The organism is Streptococcus sp. KHUD_013, from assembly GCF_052588545.1.
This window is the reverse complement of sequence record NZ_CP186264.1, coordinates 1,808,531-1,830,261: the sequence shown is the minus strand read 5'-3', so window position 1 is coordinate 1,830,261 and position 21,731 is coordinate 1,808,531. Positions and strand designations below refer to the sequence as shown.

General features: G+C 42.2%; 16 protein-coding genes. 15 read left to right on the top strand and 1 reads right to left on the bottom strand.

Features of this window, described 5'->3' with window-relative positions:
• Positions 1 to 191 precede the first annotated feature (191 nt).
• From ACOXXR_RS08745 to ACOXXR_RS08720, 6 genes are all read left to right on the top strand, one after another.
• Positions 192 to 1,766: an ATP-binding cassette domain-containing protein gene (locus ACOXXR_RS08745; protein ID WP_445278448.1), complete on the top strand. Its 1,575-nt coding sequence runs from the start codon at positions 192 to 194 to the stop codon at positions 1,764 to 1,766.
• Between the two features lie 604 nt (positions 1,767 to 2,370).
• Positions 2,371 to 2,808, top strand: a complete 438-nt coding sequence (locus tag ACOXXR_RS08740; protein WP_048717496.1) for a zinc-dependent MarR family transcriptional regulator — start codon at positions 2,371 to 2,373, stop codon at positions 2,806 to 2,808.
• The gene (locus ACOXXR_RS08735; protein WP_445278447.1) at positions 2,808 to 3,512 is read left to right on the top strand and encodes a metal ABC transporter ATP-binding protein; all 705 of its coding nucleotides are present in this window, start codon (positions 2,808 to 2,810) and stop codon (positions 3,510 to 3,512) included. Before ACOXXR_RS08740 ends, ACOXXR_RS08735 begins: the two co-directional genes overlap by 1 nt.
• Positions 3,505 to 4,308, top strand: a complete 804-nt coding sequence (locus ACOXXR_RS08730) for a metal ABC transporter permease (RefSeq protein WP_445278446.1) — start codon at positions 3,505 to 3,507, stop codon at positions 4,306 to 4,308. Before ACOXXR_RS08735 ends, ACOXXR_RS08730 begins: the two co-directional genes overlap by 8 nt.
• A gap of 8 nt (positions 4,309 to 4,316) precedes the next feature.
• Positions 4,317 to 5,816, top strand: coding sequence for a zinc ABC transporter substrate-binding protein AdcA (locus ACOXXR_RS08725; protein WP_236128223.1), 1,500 nt, complete (start codon positions 4,317 to 4,319; stop codon positions 5,814 to 5,816).
• A gap of 113 nt (positions 5,817 to 5,929) precedes the next feature.
• Positions 5,930 to 6,475, top strand: coding sequence for a DUF6287 domain-containing protein (locus ACOXXR_RS08720; RefSeq protein WP_445278445.1), 546 nt, complete (start codon positions 5,930 to 5,932; stop codon positions 6,473 to 6,475).
• 53 nt (positions 6,476 to 6,528) lie between these two features.
• Here ACOXXR_RS08720 and ACOXXR_RS08715 read toward each other — a convergent pair whose 3' ends face one another.
• On the bottom strand, positions 6,529 to 8,607 hold the full coding sequence (locus ACOXXR_RS08715; RefSeq protein WP_445278444.1) for a GH92 family glycosyl hydrolase: 2,079 nt from the start codon (positions 8,605 to 8,607) through the stop codon (positions 6,529 to 6,531).
• 193 nt (positions 8,608 to 8,800) lie between these two features.
• On the opposite strand from ACOXXR_RS08715, the gene ACOXXR_RS08710 reads away from it, so the two are divergent.
• From ACOXXR_RS08710 to ACOXXR_RS08670, 9 genes are all read left to right on the top strand, one after another.
• Entirely contained in the window at positions 8,801 to 10,081 is a 1,281-nt protein-coding gene (locus ACOXXR_RS08710; RefSeq protein ID WP_445278443.1) for a glycoside hydrolase family 125 protein, read from the top strand.
• A gap of 76 nt (positions 10,082 to 10,157) precedes the next feature.
• Complete coding sequence (locus ACOXXR_RS08705) at positions 10,158 to 12,803, top strand: alpha-mannosidase (protein WP_445278442.1); 2,646 nt, start codon at positions 10,158 to 10,160, stop codon at positions 12,801 to 12,803.
• An 84-nt stretch (positions 12,804 to 12,887) separates the two neighbouring features.
• Entirely contained in the window at positions 12,888 to 13,757 is an 870-nt protein-coding gene (locus ACOXXR_RS08700; protein ID WP_445278441.1) for an ROK family protein, read from the top strand.
• Entirely contained in the window at positions 13,751 to 15,631 is a 1,881-nt protein-coding gene (locus ACOXXR_RS08695; protein ID WP_445278440.1) for a beta-N-acetylhexosaminidase, read from the top strand. The genes ACOXXR_RS08700 and ACOXXR_RS08695 overlap by 7 nt, the downstream gene beginning before the upstream one ends.
• A gap of 211 nt (positions 15,632 to 15,842) precedes the next feature.
• Positions 15,843 to 16,772: an ABC transporter permease gene (locus ACOXXR_RS08690; RefSeq protein WP_126403651.1), complete on the top strand. Its 930-nt coding sequence runs from the start codon at positions 15,843 to 15,845 to the stop codon at positions 16,770 to 16,772.
• A gap of 13 nt (positions 16,773 to 16,785) precedes the next feature.
• Positions 16,786 to 17,718, top strand: coding sequence for a carbohydrate ABC transporter permease (locus ACOXXR_RS08685; RefSeq protein ID WP_048717481.1), 933 nt, complete (start codon positions 16,786 to 16,788; stop codon positions 17,716 to 17,718).
• A gap of 63 nt (positions 17,719 to 17,781) precedes the next feature.
• A complete protein-coding gene (locus tag ACOXXR_RS08680) occupies positions 17,782 to 19,263 on the top strand; it encodes an ABC transporter substrate-binding protein (protein ID WP_135783139.1) in 1,482 nt (493 codons plus the stop codon).
• A gap of 197 nt (positions 19,264 to 19,460) precedes the next feature.
• Positions 19,461 to 20,072 (top strand): YesL family protein, encoded by a 612-nt coding sequence (locus tag ACOXXR_RS08675; RefSeq protein WP_270616157.1) that lies wholly within the window; start codon positions 19,461 to 19,463, stop codon positions 20,070 to 20,072.
• Between the two features lie 2 nt (positions 20,073 to 20,074).
• Positions 20,075 to 21,721, top strand: a complete 1,647-nt coding sequence (locus ACOXXR_RS08670; RefSeq protein ID WP_023027548.1) for a sensor histidine kinase — start codon at positions 20,075 to 20,077, stop codon at positions 21,719 to 21,721.
• Positions 21,722 to 21,731 lie beyond the last annotated feature (10 nt).

Here is a 21,731-nt window from a genome sequence, read left to right as displayed (position 1 = left end):
ATAATTAAGTATAATTGGCTTAAAATAAATTTTTGGTTACATTAGAAGAACTTTGAATATTCATTGACCAGACTTATTTTTAGATGTATAATGAGCATGTAAAATATATCACAAAGAATAATATGTAATAAAATTTAATGATTACATCTGATATTTCTCAATCATAGGGTTCTTTTTTCTAGGAGAGATTTATGATTAATATCTTTAAATATCTTGATAAAAAAACAAAATACCTAACCATTATTGGGGCACTGGCAAATGGGGGTCTCGCTTTGGGACAACCCTTGGTTGTTGCCAAAGCATTATCGATAGATCAAAATAACCTTACCTATTCTTCTATTTGGAAATTTGCTCTCTTTGGTTTTTCTGTCTATTTCGCTTTGTATAGTCTAATGTTATTTTGTAATCATGCAAATAATGTCTTTCGACGTGAAATTCACATGAATATCCGAACGGCATTGTTTCAGAAGTTAATGGAAGACAGAGAATATAGTGAAGATGAAAAGATTACCATGCTGACACAGGATATGGAATTTCTAGGAGATAACTTTTTTGAACGCTATATGTCTATTTCATGTTGGGGATTTGGAGCACTGATTACGGCGATCTATATCATTGCCCAAAATGTTTTATTGGGTTCTATCTTTGTTTTCTTCACAATCTTACGTCCCATTCCACAATTCTTAATGAATAATAAGCTAAAGAATTCAGGGGATGAAATGTCTCAGGGAAGAACAGCCGTTCATAACCAAATCTCTGATAGTATTCGAGGGGCTCAAACCTTGCGGATGAATCAGGCCTTGCCTGAAAATTCTCAGCGCGTCTGGAATATCAATCTTCGTTATCAACGAGCCATTCAAAAGTTTGCTTTTACCCATAATATTGTTTTCTTTTGTAATGGTTTCATGGTCTTTCTTAGCCAAGTACTCCCCTTGGTATTGGGGTTCTTCCTTGCCATGCATGGTCATCATGTTTCAGTAGCTAGTCTGGTTGCAATGTATATTGCCGCTGGTCAACTGGTAGGTCCTATACAAAATATCATGTATGATGTGGTTGAAGTACAAGGAGCAAAAACAACGGCAGAAAAGATTTTCGGAATTTTAAATCGAGCAGATGATAGTGAATCGGACAATCATTCGATCTCACAAGTAGAAGAACTAGAAATTTCTCATTTAAGTAAATCTTATAACGGTAGAGAGATTATACGCGATCTTAATCTAGCCATTCGACAAGGCGAAAAAGTCCTCATCAAAGGGCCAAGTGGCTGTGGGAAATCAACCCTCTTCCGAATGATCACAGGGGAAGAAAAGCCGGATGATGGGACGATTACTTGTCGGACAAGCGATGGAGCAAAAACAAGTCATTTTATTCGTCAGGTAGGTATCATCAGCCAGCATCCTTTCCTCTTTAATGATACTATTCGCTACAATCTTAGTTTGGGACAAGAGTTTTCAGATCAAGAATTGGAGACTGTTTTGAGACAGGTCAAACTCGACCATGAACTAACTGATGGACTTGATTTTGTAATCACTAATAACGGAGAAAATATTTCAGGCGGACAACGAGTCCGGATTGAACTAGCCCGCTTCCTACTTCGTAAAAAGGATATTTTATTAGCAGATGAGGTAACTGCAGCTCTTGACGTAGAAAATAGCCAGATGGTTAGAGACTTGATTTTCTCACTACCGATGATGGTGTTAGAAATCGCTCACCATATTGATAATGAAAGTCGATACGATCAAGTCATTGAACTAAGAAAAAATTGATTTTGTAATGAACCCAATATGTTGGATAAATAATTTAAGTTAAGGATTTAGTTTCGTATTGCACAGGGCAAAGTCCTTTTTTCTACCATTTATCAGGTATATCAAGGTATTTGATGAAAAATAGTTTGAGTACGATAGTCAAACTAAGAAAATTGTCTTTTTTGTACAAAAAATTATTAAATAATATCTGATGTAGTGTAAACTACTTCACCATTTTTTTATTAGTATTGAGGTTACTATTTGAAGAAGAAAAATGAGTTACCAAAAAGTTACTAAAATTTGAAAAATGAGTCTATTTTGCAAGATTCAAAAGGCTTAAAACCCTATTAAATCAAGGTTGTAAGATTTAAATAATGTAGTTATGGAACTCAAAATCCAGTGTCCGCAAGGACGTGCCGGTTCGACCCCGGCCGCCGGTATAGTATTAAAGACAAGGTTTTCGGACCTTGTCTTTTTCTTTTATTTGTTGAATTTTTGATGCTGAGTTACTTAACAGTTACTAAAAATTGTTTTTATTGTTTTCTGAAAATACTTTGACTATTTTCCTTTACTGTGTTATAATTAACCGGTAAAGTATTTACTGGTTAATAGAAAGGAAGTTCCTATGAAGGTTGCTAATCAGATAGATGAGTTTTTGAATTCTATCTTACTTATTTCTGAGAATCAGCATGAAGTATTGATAGGTTCTTGTACAAGTGGTTTTTCTTTAACCAATACGCAAGAACACATTTTAATGTTATTATCAAAGAATAATTATTCCAATTCTGAGCTTGCTAAATTGCTGAATGTTAGTCAAGCTGCTGTTACTAAGGCTGTTAAACAATTACTTTCTTTTGGGATGTTAGAAGCTCTAAAAGATGAGAAAGATGCTCGCATCGTTTTGTACCGTTTAACAGATTTGGGGCGTCCAGTTGCTGAGGAACATTCTCATCATCATGATCATACTTTGGCTGTTTATAATCAGGTTTTGAGCGAATTTTCTCAAGAAGAACAAATGGTTATTTCTAAGTTTTTATCTCGCTTATTGGAGGATCTTCGTTAATGCGTTATATCACTGTTAAAGATCTTTCTTTTTATTATGATCGAGAGCCTGTTCTAGAAGGTGTGAATTATTACTTGGACAGCGGGGAGTTTGTGACGCTGACTGGTGAGAATGGCGCAGCCAAATCTACTTTGATTAAGGCAAGTCTTGGCATCTTAAAACCAAAAGTAGGGACGGTTGAAATTGCTAAGGAAAATGTAGCCGGTAAAAAATTACGAATTGCCTATCTTCCGCAACAAATTGCAAGCTTCAATGCAGGTTTTCCCAGTTCTGTTTATGAGTTTGTTAAATCAGGTCGTTATCCTCGCAAAGGATGGTTTCGTCGCTTGAATCATCATGATGAGGAACATATTTTAGCTAGTTTAACGGCTGTTGGAATGTTAGAGCATCGAGATAAACCGTTAGGGGCTCTATCCGGTGGCCAGAAACAACGGGCTGTCATTGCACGAATGTTTGCGTCTGATCCAGATATTTTTGTTTTGGATGAACCGACTACTGGGATGGATGCTGGTAGTAAGGATGAGTTTTATGAATTGATGCACCACAGTGCCCATCATCATGGGAAGGCTGTTTTGATGATTACGCATGATCCTGAAGAGGTGAGCCATTACGCGGATCGCAATATTCACCTAGTGAGAAAACAAAACTCTCCATGGCGTTGCTTTAATGTCCATGAGAAAGATGGAGGTGAGGACCATGCTTAGTCTATTTCAGTATGATTTTATGCAACGGGCCTTGTTGGCGATGGTTGCCATGAGTCTCTTCTCCCCTATCTTAGGTGTATTTTTGATTTTGCGTCGTCAGAGCTTAATGAGTGATACACTGAGCCACGTCTCTCTATCAGGGGTTGCTTTTGGCCTCTTCCTTGGTTTCTCTCCAACTATTTCTACAGTCATTGTGGTCATCATAGCTGCGGTATTTCTAGAGTACTTACGAACAGTCTATAAAGATTTTATGGAAATTGGGACAGCGATTCTCATGTCGACCGGCTTAGCCTTGGCTTTGGTGATCATGAAGGGTGGCGGTAAAAGTTCCATGAGTTTGGACCAGTACCTATTTGGCTCTACCTTGACCATTACGGATGAGCAAGTGCTTGCTTTGTTTATCATTGCAGCGATTGTTTTAGTTTTAACGATTCTCTTTATTCGTCCCATGTATATCCTTACGTTTGACGAGGATACAGCTTATGTAGATGGTTTACCCGTGCGTCTCATGTCTATCTTGTTTAATATTGTGACAGGGGTGGCTATTGCCTTGATGATTCCGGCTGCAGGTTCCTTGTTGGTATCTACTATTATGGTCTTACCAGCTAGTATTGCTTTAAAGCTAGGAAAGACCTTCCGTTCAGTCATGATTTTGGCAGTGGTCATTGGTTTTGTGGGGATGGTCAGTGGTCTCATTCTCTCTTATTACCCGGATACACCGGTTAGTGCGACCATTACTCTCTTATTTGTATCCTTCTTTTTGCTCTCAAATCTTTTTGTTAAATTTAGAAAATAGGTGATCTTATGAAAAAACTTGTATGGCTCGTGTTAGCCTTCTGTAGTCTTCTTTTAGTAGCTTGTAGTGGTGGTCAAAATCAGTCAGGGAAATTGAAAGTCATGACGACTTTCTATCCTGTCTATGAATTTACTAAGCAAGTCGTTGGAGACGAGGGAGATGTGGAGCTCTTGATTGGCTCTGGTTCGGAACCCCATGATTTTGAATTGTCTGCCAAGGGTCGCGCAAAAATCCAAGAGTCAGATGTCTTTGTCTATGAGAACGAGAATATGGAAACTTGGGTGCCTCAGTTGCTGAAATCAATGGATGGCAAGAAAACAAAGGTTGTCAAAGCGACGGAGAATATGCTTCTTTTACCAGGTGGTGAAGAAGAGCATGACCATGAGGGAGGGGAAGAACACCATCATGAGTACGATCCCCATGTCTGGCTTTCTCCACAGAGAGCCATTAAAATGGTGGAAACGATTCGTGATCAACTGGTGAAACAGTACCCAGATAAAAAGGCTAGCTTTACAGCAAATGCAGATGCCTATATTGCCAAGTTGAAAAAATTGGATGACAGCTATACGAAGAGCTTATCTGCAGCGAAACAGAAAAACTTTGTCACTCAACACGCAGCTTTCCGTTATTTGGCCTTGGATTATGGCTTGAATCAAGTCTCTATTTCAGGTTTGTCACCAGATAGTGAACCGTCTGCGACTCGTTTGAGTGAATTGACAGAGTATATCAAGAAGAACGACATCAAGGTCATCTACTTTGAAGAAAATGCTTCTAAATCCTTATCGAAAACCTTATCTGCTGAAACCGGTGTGGATCTAGCTGTTTTGAATCCATTAGAGAGCTTGACAGATGAGCAGATGAAAGATGGTGAAGACTACATCTCTATCATGGGAGCTAACCTCAAATCTTTGGAGTTAACAACGACTCAAGCCGGAAAAGAAATTGCTCCAGAAGAGGAAGAAGACACCAAAACAGTGGCCAATGGCTACTTTGAGGACAGTGCTATTAAGGACCGAACTCTTTCAGACTATGTAGGTGATTGGCAGTCTGTGTATCCTTATCTAAAAGATGGAACCTTGGATCAAGTCTTTGACTACAAAGCTAAATTAACCAAGTCCAAAACAGCTGAAGAGTATAAAGCCTACTACACCACAGGTTATAAAACAGATGTCGACCGGATTGTCATTACCGACAAAACCATGACCTTCTATAAGAATGGCGAAGAGAAGAAGTTTGAATACCGCTATGCTGGGAAGCATACGCTAACCTATACAAAAGGGAATCGTGGAGTGCGGTATCTCTTTGAAGCAACTGATCCGAATGCGGGTGAATTCAAGTATGTTCAATTCAGTGACCATCAAATTGCTCCTAATAAGGCAGCTCACTTCCATATTTTCTTCGGAGGGGAAAGCCAAGAAGCTCTTTATAAGGAATTGGAAAATTGGCCTACTTACTACCCAAGTGACCTATCCGGATTCGAAATTGCGCAGGAAATGTTGGCTCATTAATCAATTAGAGAAGGAACCAGTTGGTTCCTTTTTTGATAGTAACAGAAACTTGTCAAATTACTAGAAAAAGGATAAAATTAGGCTTATAGAATAGATTGAATGTGGGGAGATTCATGATGAAAAAGTATCGTTTGCTATTGTTGCTTTCTGCTCTACTGTTTTTCCTTGGAGCCTGTGGTGATAAAAAGCAGAAGACAGGATCTGAAAGTAAAGAAAGTACAGTTCATCAATCGAAGGATAGCTCAGCTACTAGTGAAACAAAGAAAGCTGAGAGTTCGAGTGATAAGAAAGAGAAAACAAAGATGGATATTGAAGCAATCGCTCAAGGGGATTATAGTAGCGTAGCTGGTGTCTGGCAAGATGATAAGGGGAATAAACTCGTCTTTGATCAAAATGGTTTGGTCTCTAACGAATATGAGTCTTATGGTCTTTCCTTGACGGATTATGGAACTGTTTCAGGAGGAGTCTACGGAGGAATCACAGGTGGATTTCTGATGGAATTTATTCCTGCCGGGCTTACGATTGATGACCAAACGGATGAAAATGGAGAAGTCATCTTCCATGATGATTCTGATGCCAGCAAGGATCGTCTCTGGACCGGAACTGGGATGTACAGTTTTACGGAACAAGGTTCTTTCCTTTATAAGGTCGGGGATTAACTAGTATAGGTGTAATGAAAAAGAATGAAGAGTGTCCTACTCTTCATTCTTTTTTAGATTTTAGGGAGCCAAGAAAGGTGGAAGTCTAGCTTCTCCGCTTTCAAGAGCTCTTGGTGGCTCACTCTGTCGATCCTTTTTCCATCAAGAAAAACATCTTGAAGAAAGTGTGCCTGGGCTGTGTGAGCTGTACTATGGATATGAAGCCATTTTTTCTCTTGAGGGAGATAGAGGCGCAAGTGTTTGAAGAGGGGAATTCCTAGGTCATAGACTGGCTTGCCTGGACAAGTTGGATAGAGTCCTAAAACCGACCAGATATACCAAGAGGATAGGCTGCCATTATCCTCATCTCCTGGATAGGCTTTGAAGCTTGGCTGGAAGGCTTCTTTGCGAAGGGCTTGGATCAGGATGCTAGTGTATTCTGGGTGTTGGCTATAGCGGAAGAGATAGGGGATGTGAAAACTCGGTTGGTTTGAAATGGCAATTTGTCCAAAAGGAGCTTGGGCCATCTCACTCATTTCATGAATTTCGTAGCCATAGCCCGTCACTTCATAATGCGGTGCTTGAATGGCTAGTCGAGTTAAGTAATGGGTGAAGCCTCCTTCTCCACCAAAGAGTTGCTTGAGGCCCTCGATGTCGTGAAGGGCGCCTAAGGTTGCCTGAATGGCAGAGCACTCTGCATAGTCGCGTCCCCAACTGATGGGCGAGAAGTCTGGTCTGAAATGTCCCTTCTTATCTTTTGCCCGGATATAACCTGTTTCTGGATCAAAGAGGGTTCGATAGGAAAAACTAGACTGGGTATATTCTTTAGCCAACTCTTCCTTGCCAAGTAGCTGGGCAGTTTGGGCAATACAAAAGTCGCTATAGGAGAAGTCAATGGTATGACTCACGCTTTCGTGATAGTCGGTCGATAGATAGCCTAACTCCTTGTATTCTTTAGCTCCTCGTCGCCCGTAATGACCATTCGGATCTTCCTTCCTAGCTGTATCCAGCATGGCTTCAAAAAGCTCCGTGTGGAGGTCAGGAGCCAGGCCTTTCTGAATGGCATCGGCAATAACCCCATCAATGAGGGTTCCAGGCATCATGCCTCTTTCGTCCGGCGCTAGCCATTTAGGGAGGAAACCGGTATCCCGGTAATGGCTGAGGAAGCCTTCGAGAAATTCTTGGTAGAGCTCAGGATAGACTAGGCTATAGAGAGGGAAGGTAGTCCGAAAGAGATCCCAGAAGCCCAAACTCGTGAAGTATTTCCCTTCTTGAATGCGGTTGTGGGCGAAATCGCGATGGACTGCTTTCCCCTCAGGGGTCACTTCATAACAAGTCTGAGGAAAGAGCAGACTACGGTAGAGACAGTGATCGAAAAAGGTTCGATCCTCTCCGCCCGTATCTAAAATGTCAAATCGGTCCAGTAGCTCTTGCCATTTGCGGCTCGCTTTTTCTTTCATCTCTTCAAAGCTAGCTGTAGGAAGGTGAGATTTGGCCAACTCAGGGTTGATAAAGGAAGTGCCTAATCGAGCTTCTAGCCTAGGGCTGTCAAATTCTAGGATCAAATCCTGTCCTAGCCAGTGAGTGCGAGTGATGGCTTGGTCAAATTCAACATGAAGATAGAAAGGAAAGTCTTGTTGGTCGGTATGATTTTGGTCTAGGATGTGGAAATGTAGATTCGTTTCTCCGAATTCTACTTCAGCTAGTCCATTGGGGCAATGAATGGCCAGTGAAAGTGCAGACGGCCCTCTAAAGTGGAGGATGGCCCCGTAGAGGCTGGGAGTCAGCTCTGTATGGATTTGATAGCGCTCTGAGGTGAGGGCTAAATAATGGGGCTGAAAGACAGCTTCTTGGCCCCGGTAACTGCTCTGTCTGAAATAGAGGTCTTCTTGAGTCGGAATGTCTATTAGAGGAGTGAGGAGACACCAGGAAAAATCTCCAATCCAAGGGCTTGGCTGATGGGTCAAGCGAATGCCTTGAAAGATAGGAAGGTTGGGGTTGAAAAACCAAGCCCCCTGTTCATGTGTCGTCTGTGGGAGAAAATAATTCATCCCAAAAGGAACCCCTGTGTAAGGGAGGGTATTGCCATTGGAATAAGCTGGGTGATTGTCTGTTCCTAAGCGGGTATCAATGTGAGTAATATCGGTCTTCATGCGGGACCTCCTGTGTCATACTAGGGCCTTTAAGCCCTTTTCTTTCTTTATTTTAGCAGAAGCCCCTCAAATGGGAAAGCCTTTTTCAAAACTAGAAAAGTTTGTAGAAAAAGGGCTATAGTTTGCGTATGTATTTCCCATCTGAAATCTTTTATACTGAATAGGAAAGAATCGATACGTGTGAGGAAAAGGAATGACTTATTCAAAAGAAATCGTCAGAGAATGGCTGGACCAAGTAGCAGAACGTGCCAAGGAGTACCCGGAGTGGGTGGATGTCTTTGAACGTTGCTACACAGACACTTTGGATAATACAGTTGAAATTTTAGAAGATGGGTCAACCTTTGTGTTGACAGGGGATATTCCAGCTATGTGGTTGCGTGACTCAACGGCTCAATTGAGGCCCTATCTTCATGTGGCTAAACGGGATCCCCAATTGCGCCAGACCATTGCTGGTTTGGTCAAGCGTCAGATGACCTTGATTCTCAAAGATCCTTATGCCAACTCCTTCAATATTGAGGAGAACTGGAAAGGCCACCACGAAACCGACCACACCGATTTGAATGGCTGGATTTGGGAGCGCAAGTATGAAGTAGACTCACTTTGCTATCCCTTACAATTAGCTTATCTGCTGTGGAAGGAAACTGGTGAGACTAGCCAATTTGATGAAACCTTTGTCACTGCGACTAAGGAAATTCTTCATTTATGGACGGTTGAACAAGACCATAACAACTCACCATATCGCTTCGTTCGGGATACAGACCGTAAAGAAGATACCTTGGTCAATAACGGCTTTGGGCCAGATTTCGCTGTGACAGGGATGACCTGGTCAGCCTTCCGTCCAAGTGATGACTGCTGTCAGTATAGCTACTTGATTCCGTCCAATATGTTCGCAGTGGTTGTCTTGGGTTATGTGCAAGAAATCTTTGCAACATTGAATCTAGCTGATAGCGAAAGCATTATTGCTGATGCCAAACGCCTCCAAGCTGAGATTCAAGAAGGGATCGAAAACTACGCCTACACTACTAACAGCAAGGGTGAAAAAATTTATGCCTTCGAAGTAGACGGTTTAGGAAATGCTAGCATCATGGATGATCCGAACGTGCCAAGTTTGTTAGCTGCTCCTTATCTTGGCTACTGCGCGATCGACGATGAGGTCTACCAAGCTACTCGTCGGACGATTTTGAGCTCTGAAAACCCTTACTTCTATGAAGGGAAGTACGCAAGCGGACTCGGAAGTTCTCATACCTTCTATCGCTATATCTGGCCGATTGCTTTATCCATCCAAGGATTGACAACGACAGATAAAGCTGAGAAGAAATTCTTGCTGGATCAGTTGGTTGCCTGCGATGGTGGAACAGGTGTCATGCACGAAAGTTTCCACGTGGATGATCCAACCAAATATTCGCGTGAATGGTTCTCTTGGGCCAACATGATGTTCTGTGAATTGGTCTTGGATTACTTGGATATTCGCTAATGAGCTGTCGCTCAACAGATTCTGGGAAAGAATCAAAAATATATTTTTAAATTTAAGTTAGAATGAGGTTTTACTCATGGAAAATGTTGTTGTACATATTATTTCTCACAGTCACTGGGATCGTGAGTGGTATTTACCTTTTGAAAGTCACCGCATGCAATTGGTGGAACTATTTGATAATCTCTTTGATCTCTTTGAAAATGACCCTGAATTCAAGAGCTTCCACTTAGATGGCCAAACCATTGTCCTTGACGACTATTTAGAAATTCGTCCTGAAAACCGCGACAAGGTGCAACGTTATATCGACGAGGGCAAGCTCAAGATTGGTCCATTCTACATTTTGCAGGATGATTACTTGATCTCCAGTGAAGCCAATGTCCGCAATACCTTGATTGGACAAGCTGAATGTGCCAAATGGGGCAAATCTACTCAGATTGGTTACTTCCCTGATACCTTTGGAAATATGGGACAAGCTCCTCAAATTCTTCAAAAATCAGGGATTCACGTAGCAGCCTTTGGGCGTGGGGTCAAACCAATCGGCTTTGACAACCAGGTCCTCGAAGATGAGCAGTTTACCTCTCAATTTTCTGAAATGTACTGGCAAGGGGCAGACGGTAGCCGTGTGCTGGGTATTCTCTTTGCCAACTGGTACAGTAACGGGAACGAAATTCCAGTGGATAAAGATGAAGCTTTGGCTTTCTGGAAACAAAAATTGGCAGACGTTCGTGACTATGCATCGACCAACCAATGGTTGATGATGAACGGCTGTGACCACCAACCGGTTCAACGAAACTTGAGTGAAGCTATTCGCGTGGCCAACGAACTCTTCCCTGACGTGACTTTTATTCATAGTTCCTTTGATGACTATGTGCAAGCAGTGGAAAGTGCGCTTCCTGAGCAATTATCAACGGTTACAGGAGAATTGACCAGTCAGGAAACCGATGGCTGGTACACTCTTGCCAATACTTCTTCTTCACGCGTTTACCTCAAACAAGCTTTTCAAGAGAACAGCAATTTGCTAGAGCAAGTGGTGGAACCTTTGACCATCCTTACAGGTGGGCACAATCACAAGGATCAATTGACCTATGCCTGGAAGACACTCTTACAAAATGCACCTCATGATAGTATTTGTGGTTGTAGTATTGACGAAGTTCACCAGGAAATGGAAGTTCGTTTTGCCAAGGTCAATCAAGTTGGAAACTTTGTCAAGACCAACCTTCTGAATGAATGGAAAGAGAAACTAGCGACTCAGAAAGCCCAGAGTGAGCACCTCTTTACAGTCATCAACACTGGCTTGCATAGCAAGGTGGACACTGTCAGCACGATTGTCGATGTAGCGGTTTGTCCATTTAAGGAATTGCACCCGACAGAAGGCTTCAAGAAAATGGCGGCTTTGACTTTGCCAGATTACCATGTAGAGGATTTAGAGGGTCATCTTGTAGAAGCTGAGATTGAAGACTTGGGGGCAAGTTTTGGCTATACCTTGCCTAAGGATAAATTCCGTCAACCTTATATCGCTCGTCAAGTGCGCGTGACGGTGCCAGTTCACCTAGCGCCTCTTTCTTGGACTACCTTCCAGCTTCTGGAAGGAAAAGCTTCCCATCATGATGGTATTTACCAAAATGGGGTTCTCGATACACCATTTATAACCCTCAGTATTGATGATGGCTTGACCCTTTACGATAAGACGACTAACGAAGCTTACGAAGACTTCATCCAATTCGAGGATCGCGGTGATATTGGAAATGAATATATTTACTTCCAACCAAAAGGAACAGAACCCATCTATGCGGAGCTGAAAGCTCATGAGGTCTTGGAAAATAATGCTCGCTATGCCAAAATCTTGCTCAAGCATGACTTGACTATTCCAGTTAGCGCGGATGAACAATTGGATGCGGAGCAAAGAGGTATTATCGAGTTTATGAACCGAGAAGCAGGGCGTTCAGAAGAGCTGACAACCATTCCTCTTGAGACTGAGATGACGGTCTTTGTGGATGACCCACAAATTCGCTTCAAGACGCGCTTCACCAATACAGCGAAGGATCACCGCATCCGTCTCTTGGTCAAAACTCATAACACTCGCCCAAGCAATGACTCGGAAAGCATCTATGAGGTGGTGACACGGCCAAATAAACCAGCAGCTTCTTGGGAAAATCCTGAAAATCCACAACACCAACAAGCCTTTGTCAGCTTGTATGACGACGTTAAAGGAGTGACCGTAGCCAATAAAGGATTGCACGAATACGAAATCCTTGGAGACGACACCATAGCTGTAACCCTTCTGCGTGCTTCAGGGGAACTCGGTGACTGGGGCTACTTCCCAACACCAGAAGCCCAGTGCTTGCGAGCTATCGAAGTTGAGTTTGCAGTAGAATGCCATCAAGCTCAGGATCGTTTCTCGGCCTTCCGTCGTGCCAAAGCCTTCCAGGTGCCATTTACAGCTCTTCAAGTTGCAAAACAAGAAGGTAGCGTCGCTGCAACAGGCAGTCTCTTCAACTATCCAGCCCTCAACTTGCCACAAGTCTGCCCAACAGCCTTTAAAGTTGCTGAAAATGAAGAAGGTTACGTCCTTCGCTACTACAATATGAGCCAAGAAAATGTTCGCGTGTCTGACAAACAACAAACCATTCTTGACTTGCTGGAACGCCCATATCCAGTTCATTCAGGACTATTGGCACCACAAGAAATTCGTACAGAATTGATCAAAAAAGAAGAAATCTAATTTCAAAAAGTAAACATAACAAGAAAGGAGGAGCGACAAAGTAAGAATCGATTGCTGACTCGCTCCTTTTTACAGGTGAAAGCCATGACCCTTGCAACCATTGATATCGGAGGGACCGGCATAAAATTTGCTAGTCTCACACCTGATGGAAAAATTTTAGATAAGGCTAGCACTCCGACTCCAGAGACTCTGGAAGAGTTGCTGGCTTGGTTGGAGCAACGCTTGTCCGAACAGGACTATCGTGGGATTGCCATGAGTGTGCCAGGAGCCGTTAATCAAGAAACAGGAGTGATTGAAGGAATTAGTGCCATTCCTTACATTCATGGTTTTTCTTGGTATGAGGTCCTTGCTCATCACCAACTCCCTGTTCATCTAGAAAATGATGCCAACTGTGTTGGACTGAGTGAACTGCTGGCGCATCCTGAGATTGAAAATGCAGCTTGTGTCGTGATTGGTACAGGGATCGGTGGCGCCATGATTATCAATGGCAAGCTTCACCGAGGTCGCCATGGACTGGGCGGTGAGTTTGGCTACATGACCACCATCGAGCCTGCAGAAAAACTCAACAACTGGTCACAACTCGCTTCCACGGGAAGTATGGTGCGCTACGTCATTGAAAAATCTGGTCAGTCTGACTGGGATGGCCGCAAGGTATACCAAGAAGCGGCAACCGGCAATACCCTTTGCCAGGAAGCTATCGAGCGGATGAACCGTAATCTTGCTCAAGGACTGCTCAATATCCAGTACCTGATCGACCCAGATGTCATTAGCCTAGGTGGCTCTATCAGTCAGAACCCTGATTTTATCAAAGGGGTTCAAAAAGCCGTAGATGCCTTTGTGGAAAGATATGAAGAATATACCATCGCTCCAGTCATTCAAGCTTGCACCTACCAGGCAGATGCCAATCTCTACGGTGCCCTTGTAAACTGGTTACAGGAGGAAAACCAATGGTAAGATTTACAGGACTTAGTCCCAAACAAGCCCAAGCTATCGAAGTATTAAAAAATCACATTTATCTACCAGATGTAGAAGTAGCGGTCGCTCAGTCTGACCAAGCTTCTATCTCTATCGAGGGTGAGAATGGGCAGTATCAACTGACCTACCGCAAACCTCATCAACTCTACCGTGCCTTGTCTGTGCTCGCAACAGCTTTAGCAGAAGGGGACAAGGTAGAGATTGAGGAAAAAGCTGCCTATGAAGATCTAGCCTACATGGCAGACTGTTCGCGCAATGCCGTGCTCAATGTCGCATCTGCCAAGCTGATGATTGAGGTCTTGGCTCTCATGGGCTACTCAACCTTTGAGCTCTATATGGAGGACACCTATCAGATTGAGGGACAACCTTACTTTGGCTATTTCCGTGGAGCTTATTCTGCTGAAGAGTTACAGGAAATTGAAGCCTACGCCCAGCAGTTTGATATGACTTTTGTACCATGTATCCAGACCTTGGCCCACTTGTCAGCCTTTGTCAAATGGAGTGTCAAAGAAGTCCAGCAACTTCGTGATGTTGAGGACATTCTCCTCATTGGCGAAGAAAAGGTTTATGACCTGATTGATGGCATGTTTGCGACGCTATCTAAGCTACAGACTCGCAAGGTCAATATCGGAATGGACGAAGCTCACCTAGTTGGTTTGGGACGCTACCTCATCCTAAACGGTGTGGTTGATCGTAGTCTCCTTATGTGCCAACACTTGGAGCGCGTGCTGGATATCGCAGACAAGTATGGTTTCCACTGCCAGATGTGGAGCGATATGTTCTTCAAGCTCATGTCAGCAGATGGTCAGTATGACCGCGATGTGGAGATTCCAGAGGAAACACGTGTTTATCTAGACCGTCTCAAAGACCGTGTGACTTTGGTTTACTGGGATTATTACCAAGATAGTGAGGAAAAATACAACCGGAACTTCCGTAACCACCACAAGATTAGCCAGGATATCGCCTTTGCAGGTGGTGCTTGGAAGTGGATTGGTTTCACGCCTCATAACCATTTCAGTCGTCTCATCGCAGTCGAAGCTAATAAAGCCTGTCGTGCCAATCAGATCAAGGAAGTCATTGTGACTGGTTGGGGAGATAATGGTGGTGAAACAGCTCAGTTCTCTATTCTGCCAAGCTTGCAAATCTGGGCAGAACTCAGCTACCGCAATGATTTAGAACGTTTATCTGCCCACTTCAAGACCAATACGGGCCTATCCGTTGAGGACTTTATGCAGCTGGATCTGGCCAACCTCTTGCCAGACCTACCAGACAATCTCAGTGGGATCAACCCTAATCGCTATGTCTTTTATCAGGATGTTCTCTGCCCAATCCTTGATAAGCACATGACTCCTGAACAGGACAAACCTCACTTTGCCAAGGCAGCTGAGACCCTTTCTGACATTAAAGAAAAAGCAGGTGCCTATTCTTACCTTTTCGAAACTCAGGCTCAGTTGAATGCTATTTTAAGTAGCAAAGTGGATGTAGGTCGACGCATCCGTGAGGCCTATCACGCAGATGATAAAGAGAGCCTGCAACAAATCGCTAGAGAAGAATTGCCAAAACTCAGAAGCCAGATTGAACACTTCCATGACCTCTTTAGCCACCAATGGTTGAAAGAAAACAAGGTCTTTGGCTTGGATACCGTGGATATTCGTATGGGTGGGCTCTTGCAACGGATCAAGCGCGCAGAAAGCCGCATTGAAAACTACCTAGCAGGCGAAATCTCTCGTATCGACGAACTAGAAGTAGACATCTTGCCATTTAATGACTTCTACGCAGATAAGGACTTTGCAGCAACTACAGCAAACCAGTGGCATACCATTGCGACAGCTTCGACCATTTATACGACCTAATTCAAAAAGGGTGTCTTTAAAGAAAATGCTGTTGAATGAGGAGAAAGATGTCCGATGGAGGCATTTCTTCTCCTTTTTTCTCCATTTTTAAGGCTATGTCATAAATTTGTAGAATTTTTTCTATAATTAGGAGTTTGAAAAAGTTTTCATAGAGTTTTATAATAAAAAATGTAAACGTTACCAAAAATAAAATGACAAAGGGGGGAGTCAGATGAAAAAGTTTGTTAAGACCTTGAGAGAAAACCTTATTTTCTTCTTGATGGTTTTACCAGGTGCAGCGTGGTTGATTTTATTCTTCTACATACCTGTTTTGGGAAACGTTGTCGCATTTAAAGACTATCATATCACCGGAGAGGGATTTATTGATAGTGTAATGAAGAGTAAGTGGGTAGGATTTGATAACTTCAAATTCCTCTTTAGTTCTAAAGATGCTTATATCATTACAAGAAATACCGTCCTTTACAACCTAGCCTTTATTTTCTTGGGCTTGATTGTTTCTGTTGGGATTGCCATTATCTTTAGTGAGATGCGTTCCAAACGGTTGGTTAAAGTGTTTCAAACATCAATGTTGTTCCCCTATTTCTTGTCATGGGTTATCATCAGCTTCTTTACAGATGCCTTCTTAAACGTCGATAAAGGCTTGATTAACCACATCTTAACATCACTTGGGATGAAAGGAATCAACTTCTATACAGAGGTTGCCATTTGGCCAGCGCTTCTCCTCTTCTTAGGAATCTGGAAAGGCTTTGGTTATAGCAGTGTTATGTACTATGCAACCATCATGGGAATTGATCCAACCTTCTACGAAGCAGCAACAGTGGATGGAGCATCTAAGTGGCAGCGAATCCGCCACATTACCATTCCTCAGTTGTCTTCCTTGATTACGGTCTTGACCATCCTTGCCATCGGAAATATCTTCCGTGCTGACTTTGGATTGTTCTACCAAATCCCACATAACTCAGGTGCCCTTTATAGTGTGACAAACGTAATTGATGTCTATGTCTACAACGGACTTGCTAAATCAGGAGATATTGCGATGGCCGCAGCGGCTGGTCTTTACCAATCAGTTGTCGGATTGATTCTCGTTTTACTTTCTAATATTGTAGCACGTCGGATTGATAAGAATGCAGCGCTCTTCTAGAAAGGAGGATACCATGGCAAAATCAAAAATTAAAAAAGAAAAAGTTGATAATGTTGGGATCCACTCCTTCAGTAAGAAAGCAGACATCTTCTTTAGTAGCATCGTCGGCTTGGTTGCTCTATCCTGTATCTTACCCTTCATCTTCGTTGTCATGATTTCCTTGACAGATGAACAAAGTTTGGCAATTCACGGCTTCCAATTTTGGCCTGCTAAGTTTGGTACAGATGGCTATCTTTTCCTTGTTCAATTTAAGGATAAGATTCTTCAAGCCCTCTTCATTACCTTGTTTGTAACGATTGTAGGGACAGCATGTAATGTCTTTATTACAACGACCTACGCTTATGCGATCTCTCGTAGAACCTTTAAGTACAGAAACTTCTTTACTGTCTTTGCCCTCTTGAGTATGCTCTTTAGTGCAGGGATGGTACCAGGATATATCGTTACCACTCAGTTGCTTCATTTAGGAGATACGGTTGGAGCCCTCATCATTCCGATGTTATTGAGTCCTTTTAACATCATCTTGATGCGGACTTTCTTCAAACGGACGATCCCAGAAGCTATTCTTGAGTCTGCTCGGATAGATGGAGCCAGTGAAACACGGATCTTCTTCCAGATCTGTTTACCACTTTCTCTCCCAGGGATTGCAACCATCAGTCTCTTTACAGCCCTCGGCTTCTGGAATGACTGGTTCAACGCTCTCCTCTATATCAAGAGTGAAAACCTCTATCCTCTTCAATACTTGCTGATGCAAATCCAAAATAATATGGATTACATCTCTAAATCCGTCGGTGCATCTAGCCAAATCGCTGGTGCAGTCCAATCCCTTCCTAAGGAAACTGGACGGATGGCCATGGTGGTGGTGGCAACAGTTCCCATCGCTATCCTCTATCCATTCTTCCAACGTTACTTTGTAAAAGGATTGACCATCGGTGGTGTGAAAGAGTAAGCGAACCTTTCTTACCCACCCTTCATAATGTTAATAAAGAAAAATAAAAAAGGAGTTTTTCTCATGAAAAATTGGAAAAAATATGCTTTAGCTTCTGCTAGCGTTCTCGCACTTGGAGCAACTCTTGCTGCTTGTGGTAACTTGACGGGTGATAACCAAAAATCATCTAAGAGTGAAGACGGCAAAACAGTTATCAAAATGTACCAAATCGGTGACAAACCGGATAACTTGGATACCTTGTTAGAAAATGCGAACAAGATCATCGAAGAAAAAGCTGGCGTTAAATTAGACATCCAATACCTTGGTTGGGGTGACTACGACAAGAAGATGAACGTTATCATCTCATCTGGTGAAAGCTACGATATTGCTTTTGCTAACAACTATGTCATCAACGCTCAAAAAGGTGCTTACGCTGACTTGACAGACTTGTACAAGAAAGAAGGGAAAGAGCTCTATGAAGCACTTGACCCAGCTTACATCAAAGGGAATACTGTAAACGGCAAGATCTATGCTGTTCCAGTTGCAGCCAACGTTGCATCTTCACAAAACTTTGCCTTCAACGGACCACTTCTTGAAAAATATGGTATCGACATCTCAAACGTAAAAGACTATGCTTCTCTTGAACCAGTCTTGAAAGCGATCAAAGAAAAAGATCCAAACGTTGTTCCATTCGCAATGAACAAGAGCTATGGTGGACCTTCTGATGACTTCGATTACATCGCAGTAGATGGACTTCCATTCGTTGTCGATTTGCAAGGTGACACAACTAAGATCGTTGACCGTTACACAATCCCACGTTATGTTGAAAACTTGAAGACTCTTCATAAATACTATGAAGCAGGATACATTCCAAAAGACGTAGCTACAAGCGACACTGGATATGACCTTTCTCAAGATACTTGGTTGGTACGTGAAGAAACAGTAGGACCTGCTGACTACGGTAACAGCTTGCTTACTCGTGTAGCAAACCGTAAGATCGAGATCAAACCATTCACTCAACTTTACAAGAAGAACAACACTACTCAAGTTGCAAACTTTGTTATCTCAAACAACTCTAAGAACAAAGAAAAAGCAATGGAAGTATTGAACCTCTTGAATACAAACCCAGAACTCTTGAACGGTCTTGTTTACGGACCAGAAGGCAAGAACTGGGAAAAAGTTGAAGGTAAAGAAAACCGTGTGAAAGTCTTGGATGGATACAACGGAAACACTCACATGTCTGGATGGAACACTGGTAACAACTGGATTCTTTACATCAACGAAAACGTAACGGATGAGCAAATTGCACAATCTAAGAAAGACTTGGAAACTGCAAAAGAATCTCCAGCACTTGGATTCATCTTCAACACTGAAAACGTGAAATCAGAAATCACTGCCCTTACAAACACTTTGAACCAATTCACAAGTGCCATCAATACAGGTACAGTAGATCCTGAAGTTGAAATTCCTAAGATGCTTGAAAAATTGAAATCAGAAGGTGCCTACCAAAAAGTCTTGGATGAAATCCAAAAACAATACGATGAGTACCTTGCTGCTAAGAAATAAGCTAGCATTACTTGCTTAAGTCTATCAAAAGACTTTGAGGTCTTCGCACTTCAAAGTCTTTTCTGTTGATGATTTCGAAATCGAAATCATCAGAGGAAATGTGCTATAATATAGGGTATAATCATCAGTTGTACTAGGGAAACTATACTAACTTGATTGAAGTTCCCCTCTACAGCAAATGAACATGGAGACAAATTATGGGAAGAATGATTGAATTTATTTTTACAAGGGTCTATTTAGCCATGCTGGCAACAGGAATCTTTTGGGCGCTAACTTTTTGTGGAGGCATCCTATTTGGATTTGGGCCTGCTAGTGCAACGATTATGAGTCTATATGCCGAACATGGATCTGATTACAAGCAATATGCTTGGTCTGAAGCTTGGTCGCTCTATAAAGAAAATTTCCGTCGGGCCAACCAGGTTTTCTATACATTTTTTTTGATCGAAGCCATTCTTATTTATGGTATGTATCTGATGGTTCAATTGCCCCACTTGTCCCTGTTTCAGATTTTTATCTTATTGGTCAATTTGATTTTCTTATTGGTGGCTCCCCTGACTTTTGCAGTCTATCTCAAGCTTCAAGTCCATTTTGACTTGTCCTACCTCAACAGCTTGAAGCTGAGCTTTATTGGTGCTTTTCTTGATATTCGTGCAGTGACCAAGTTTCTCTTGGGGACCTTTCTTCTAGGGGTTGTTACCCATTTCGTTCCGGCTTTATTTTTCTTTGTTTTACTGGGCTTGTGGCATTTCTTTGTCAATGATATTTTTCAACCCGTCTATGAAACAATTCGCTCTAAAGTGGTTTCTTAATTATGAAAAAAATATGGTTAGCGACTCTTTTGAAGTTCTATGCCTATATCATGGTGGGGATCATCACGACTTTAGGTGTGACGGTATCGTTGGTCTATTGGCATAATCAACGAGCAGAGACAGATCGAATCGCTCAGTTGATTTCCTCTCGCTTGACTGCTGAGGTGGAGGATATTTATAAGAGATCTTCTCAATGGGGGAAGAGTCTGGTTGAAAATCCAGCCAAACTTGAAGGTGTTTACAAGTATTTTTCAATGACACCTTCTGAATATGAAAGTTGGCGCCTGGACAATTATTTTTCCAACTATATTCAAGTCTCCCTACACCGCAATGTTGAGACTCTTTACTTGGAACACGACGCCCTGGATGAAATTGATTTGGTGTTAAATGACTACACAACGGTCTTTGTCTCCAGTAAAAGTAAAAAAGGAGGGCAACAAGTTCCAGCGGATCAATACGTGGCTAGTTCACAAGCGATTCCGGTTTCCTTGACGGATGTTACGACTGGCGAAGATATTGGACTGGCTTATATTAAAATCAATCCAGCGCTTTTGGATTCTGTTGTCGACAATATTCAAGACACGATTCCAGTTGCCGTCCAGATTTATAATCCCTTGGGGAAGGTTTTTTACCACAGGGGAGACATCAATCCAGAAGATCATAGTCAGTGGATTGTGCGGGATACTGCTTACGGTTATCAAATCTGGGTTGGGATTCCGACCTCTTACACGGTTCGAACAGCCTTATTTAGTTTTACCTGGATGATTTCGGTCGCCTTAATCCTGGTCTTAGTCTTGTATCTCTTGCTTCAACGAATTTTCCGTAATTACCAAAGACAAGTGTTGGATTTGGTAGATACCATGGAAGCCATCAGCCAGGGGGACTCTGAGCGACGGATCAATGTGGATACCAAAGAGCAGGAACTCCTCCTAGTTGCAGAAATGACCAATACCATGTTGGACAATATGGACAAGTCTATTCGGGATATCTATCAGCTACAACTGAGCCAAAAAGATGCCAATATGAAGGCCTTACAAGCGCAGATTAATCCGCATTTCATGTATAATACCATGGAGTTTATTCGCATGTATGCAGTCATGCAGGATCAAGAAGAATTAGCCGATATTATTTACGAATTTAGCAGTCTCCTTCGAAACAATATTTCAGAGGAGAAAGAGACGACCATCGAAAATGAGTTGGAATTTTGTAGAAAATACAGCTATCTCTGTATGGTGCGCTATCCAAAATCAATTGCCTATGGCTTTAAAATTGAACCCGGTCTGGAAGAGATGGTTATTCCGAAGTTTACTCTTCAGCCGCTAGTGGAAAATTATTTTGTTCATGGAGTTGATCACAAACGCAAGGACAATGTCATTAGTATCAAAGTCCGTCGTGTTGGAGAAGCTGTGGAGATTCGTGTTCAAGACAACGGGAGAGGAATGGAACCGAACCAGTTGCAACGGATCCAACAAATATTGAGTCATAGGGATCCTCGAGAAGAAGTAGAAGAGAGTAAGGAACGACAATCAATTGGGATTGTCAATGTCCACGAGCGTTTCCTTCTCTACTTTGGGGATCGTTACCACATTCAAATTACATCAGAAAAAGGAAAAGGTGTTCTCTATACGATTACCATCGAGGACACTTAAGAGGAAGAAA

Excerpts from the sequence above, each read along its gene's own strand:
- ACOXXR_RS08745 (WP_445278448.1), top strand. The coding sequence starts at position 192 with ATGATTAATATCTTTAAATATCTTGATAAAAAAACAAAATACCTAACC.
- ACOXXR_RS08740 (WP_048717496.1), top strand. The coding sequence starts at position 2,371 with ATGAAGGTTGCTAATCAGATAGATGAGTTTTTGAATTCTATCTTACTT.
- ACOXXR_RS08735 (WP_445278447.1), top strand. The coding sequence starts at position 2,808 with ATGCGTTATATCACTGTTAAAGATCTTTCTTTTTATTATGATCGAGAG.
- ACOXXR_RS08730 (WP_445278446.1), top strand. The coding sequence starts at position 3,505 with ATGCTTAGTCTATTTCAGTATGATTTTATGCAACGGGCCTTGTTGGCG.
- ACOXXR_RS08725 (WP_236128223.1), top strand. The coding sequence starts at position 4,317 with ATGAAAAAACTTGTATGGCTCGTGTTAGCCTTCTGTAGTCTTCTTTTA.
- ACOXXR_RS08720 (WP_445278445.1), top strand. The coding sequence starts at position 5,930 with ATGATGAAAAAGTATCGTTTGCTATTGTTGCTTTCTGCTCTACTGTTT.
- ACOXXR_RS08715 (WP_445278444.1), bottom strand. The coding sequence starts at position 8,607 with ATGAAGACCGATATTACTCACATTGATACCCGCTTAGGAACAGACAAT.
- ACOXXR_RS08710 (WP_445278443.1), top strand. The coding sequence starts at position 8,801 with ATGACTTATTCAAAAGAAATCGTCAGAGAATGGCTGGACCAAGTAGCA.
- ACOXXR_RS08705 (WP_445278442.1), top strand. The coding sequence starts at position 10,158 with ATGGAAAATGTTGTTGTACATATTATTTCTCACAGTCACTGGGATCGT.
- ACOXXR_RS08700 (WP_445278441.1), top strand. The coding sequence starts at position 12,888 with ATGACCCTTGCAACCATTGATATCGGAGGGACCGGCATAAAATTTGCT.
- ACOXXR_RS08695 (WP_445278440.1), top strand. The coding sequence starts at position 13,751 with ATGGTAAGATTTACAGGACTTAGTCCCAAACAAGCCCAAGCTATCGAA.
- ACOXXR_RS08690 (WP_126403651.1), top strand. The coding sequence starts at position 15,843 with ATGAAAAAGTTTGTTAAGACCTTGAGAGAAAACCTTATTTTCTTCTTG.
- ACOXXR_RS08685 (WP_048717481.1), top strand. The coding sequence starts at position 16,786 with ATGGCAAAATCAAAAATTAAAAAAGAAAAAGTTGATAATGTTGGGATC.
- ACOXXR_RS08680 (WP_135783139.1), top strand. The coding sequence starts at position 17,782 with ATGAAAAATTGGAAAAAATATGCTTTAGCTTCTGCTAGCGTTCTCGCA.
- ACOXXR_RS08675 (WP_270616157.1), top strand. The coding sequence starts at position 19,461 with ATGGGAAGAATGATTGAATTTATTTTTACAAGGGTCTATTTAGCCATG.
- ACOXXR_RS08670 (WP_023027548.1), top strand. The coding sequence starts at position 20,075 with ATGAAAAAAATATGGTTAGCGACTCTTTTGAAGTTCTATGCCTATATC.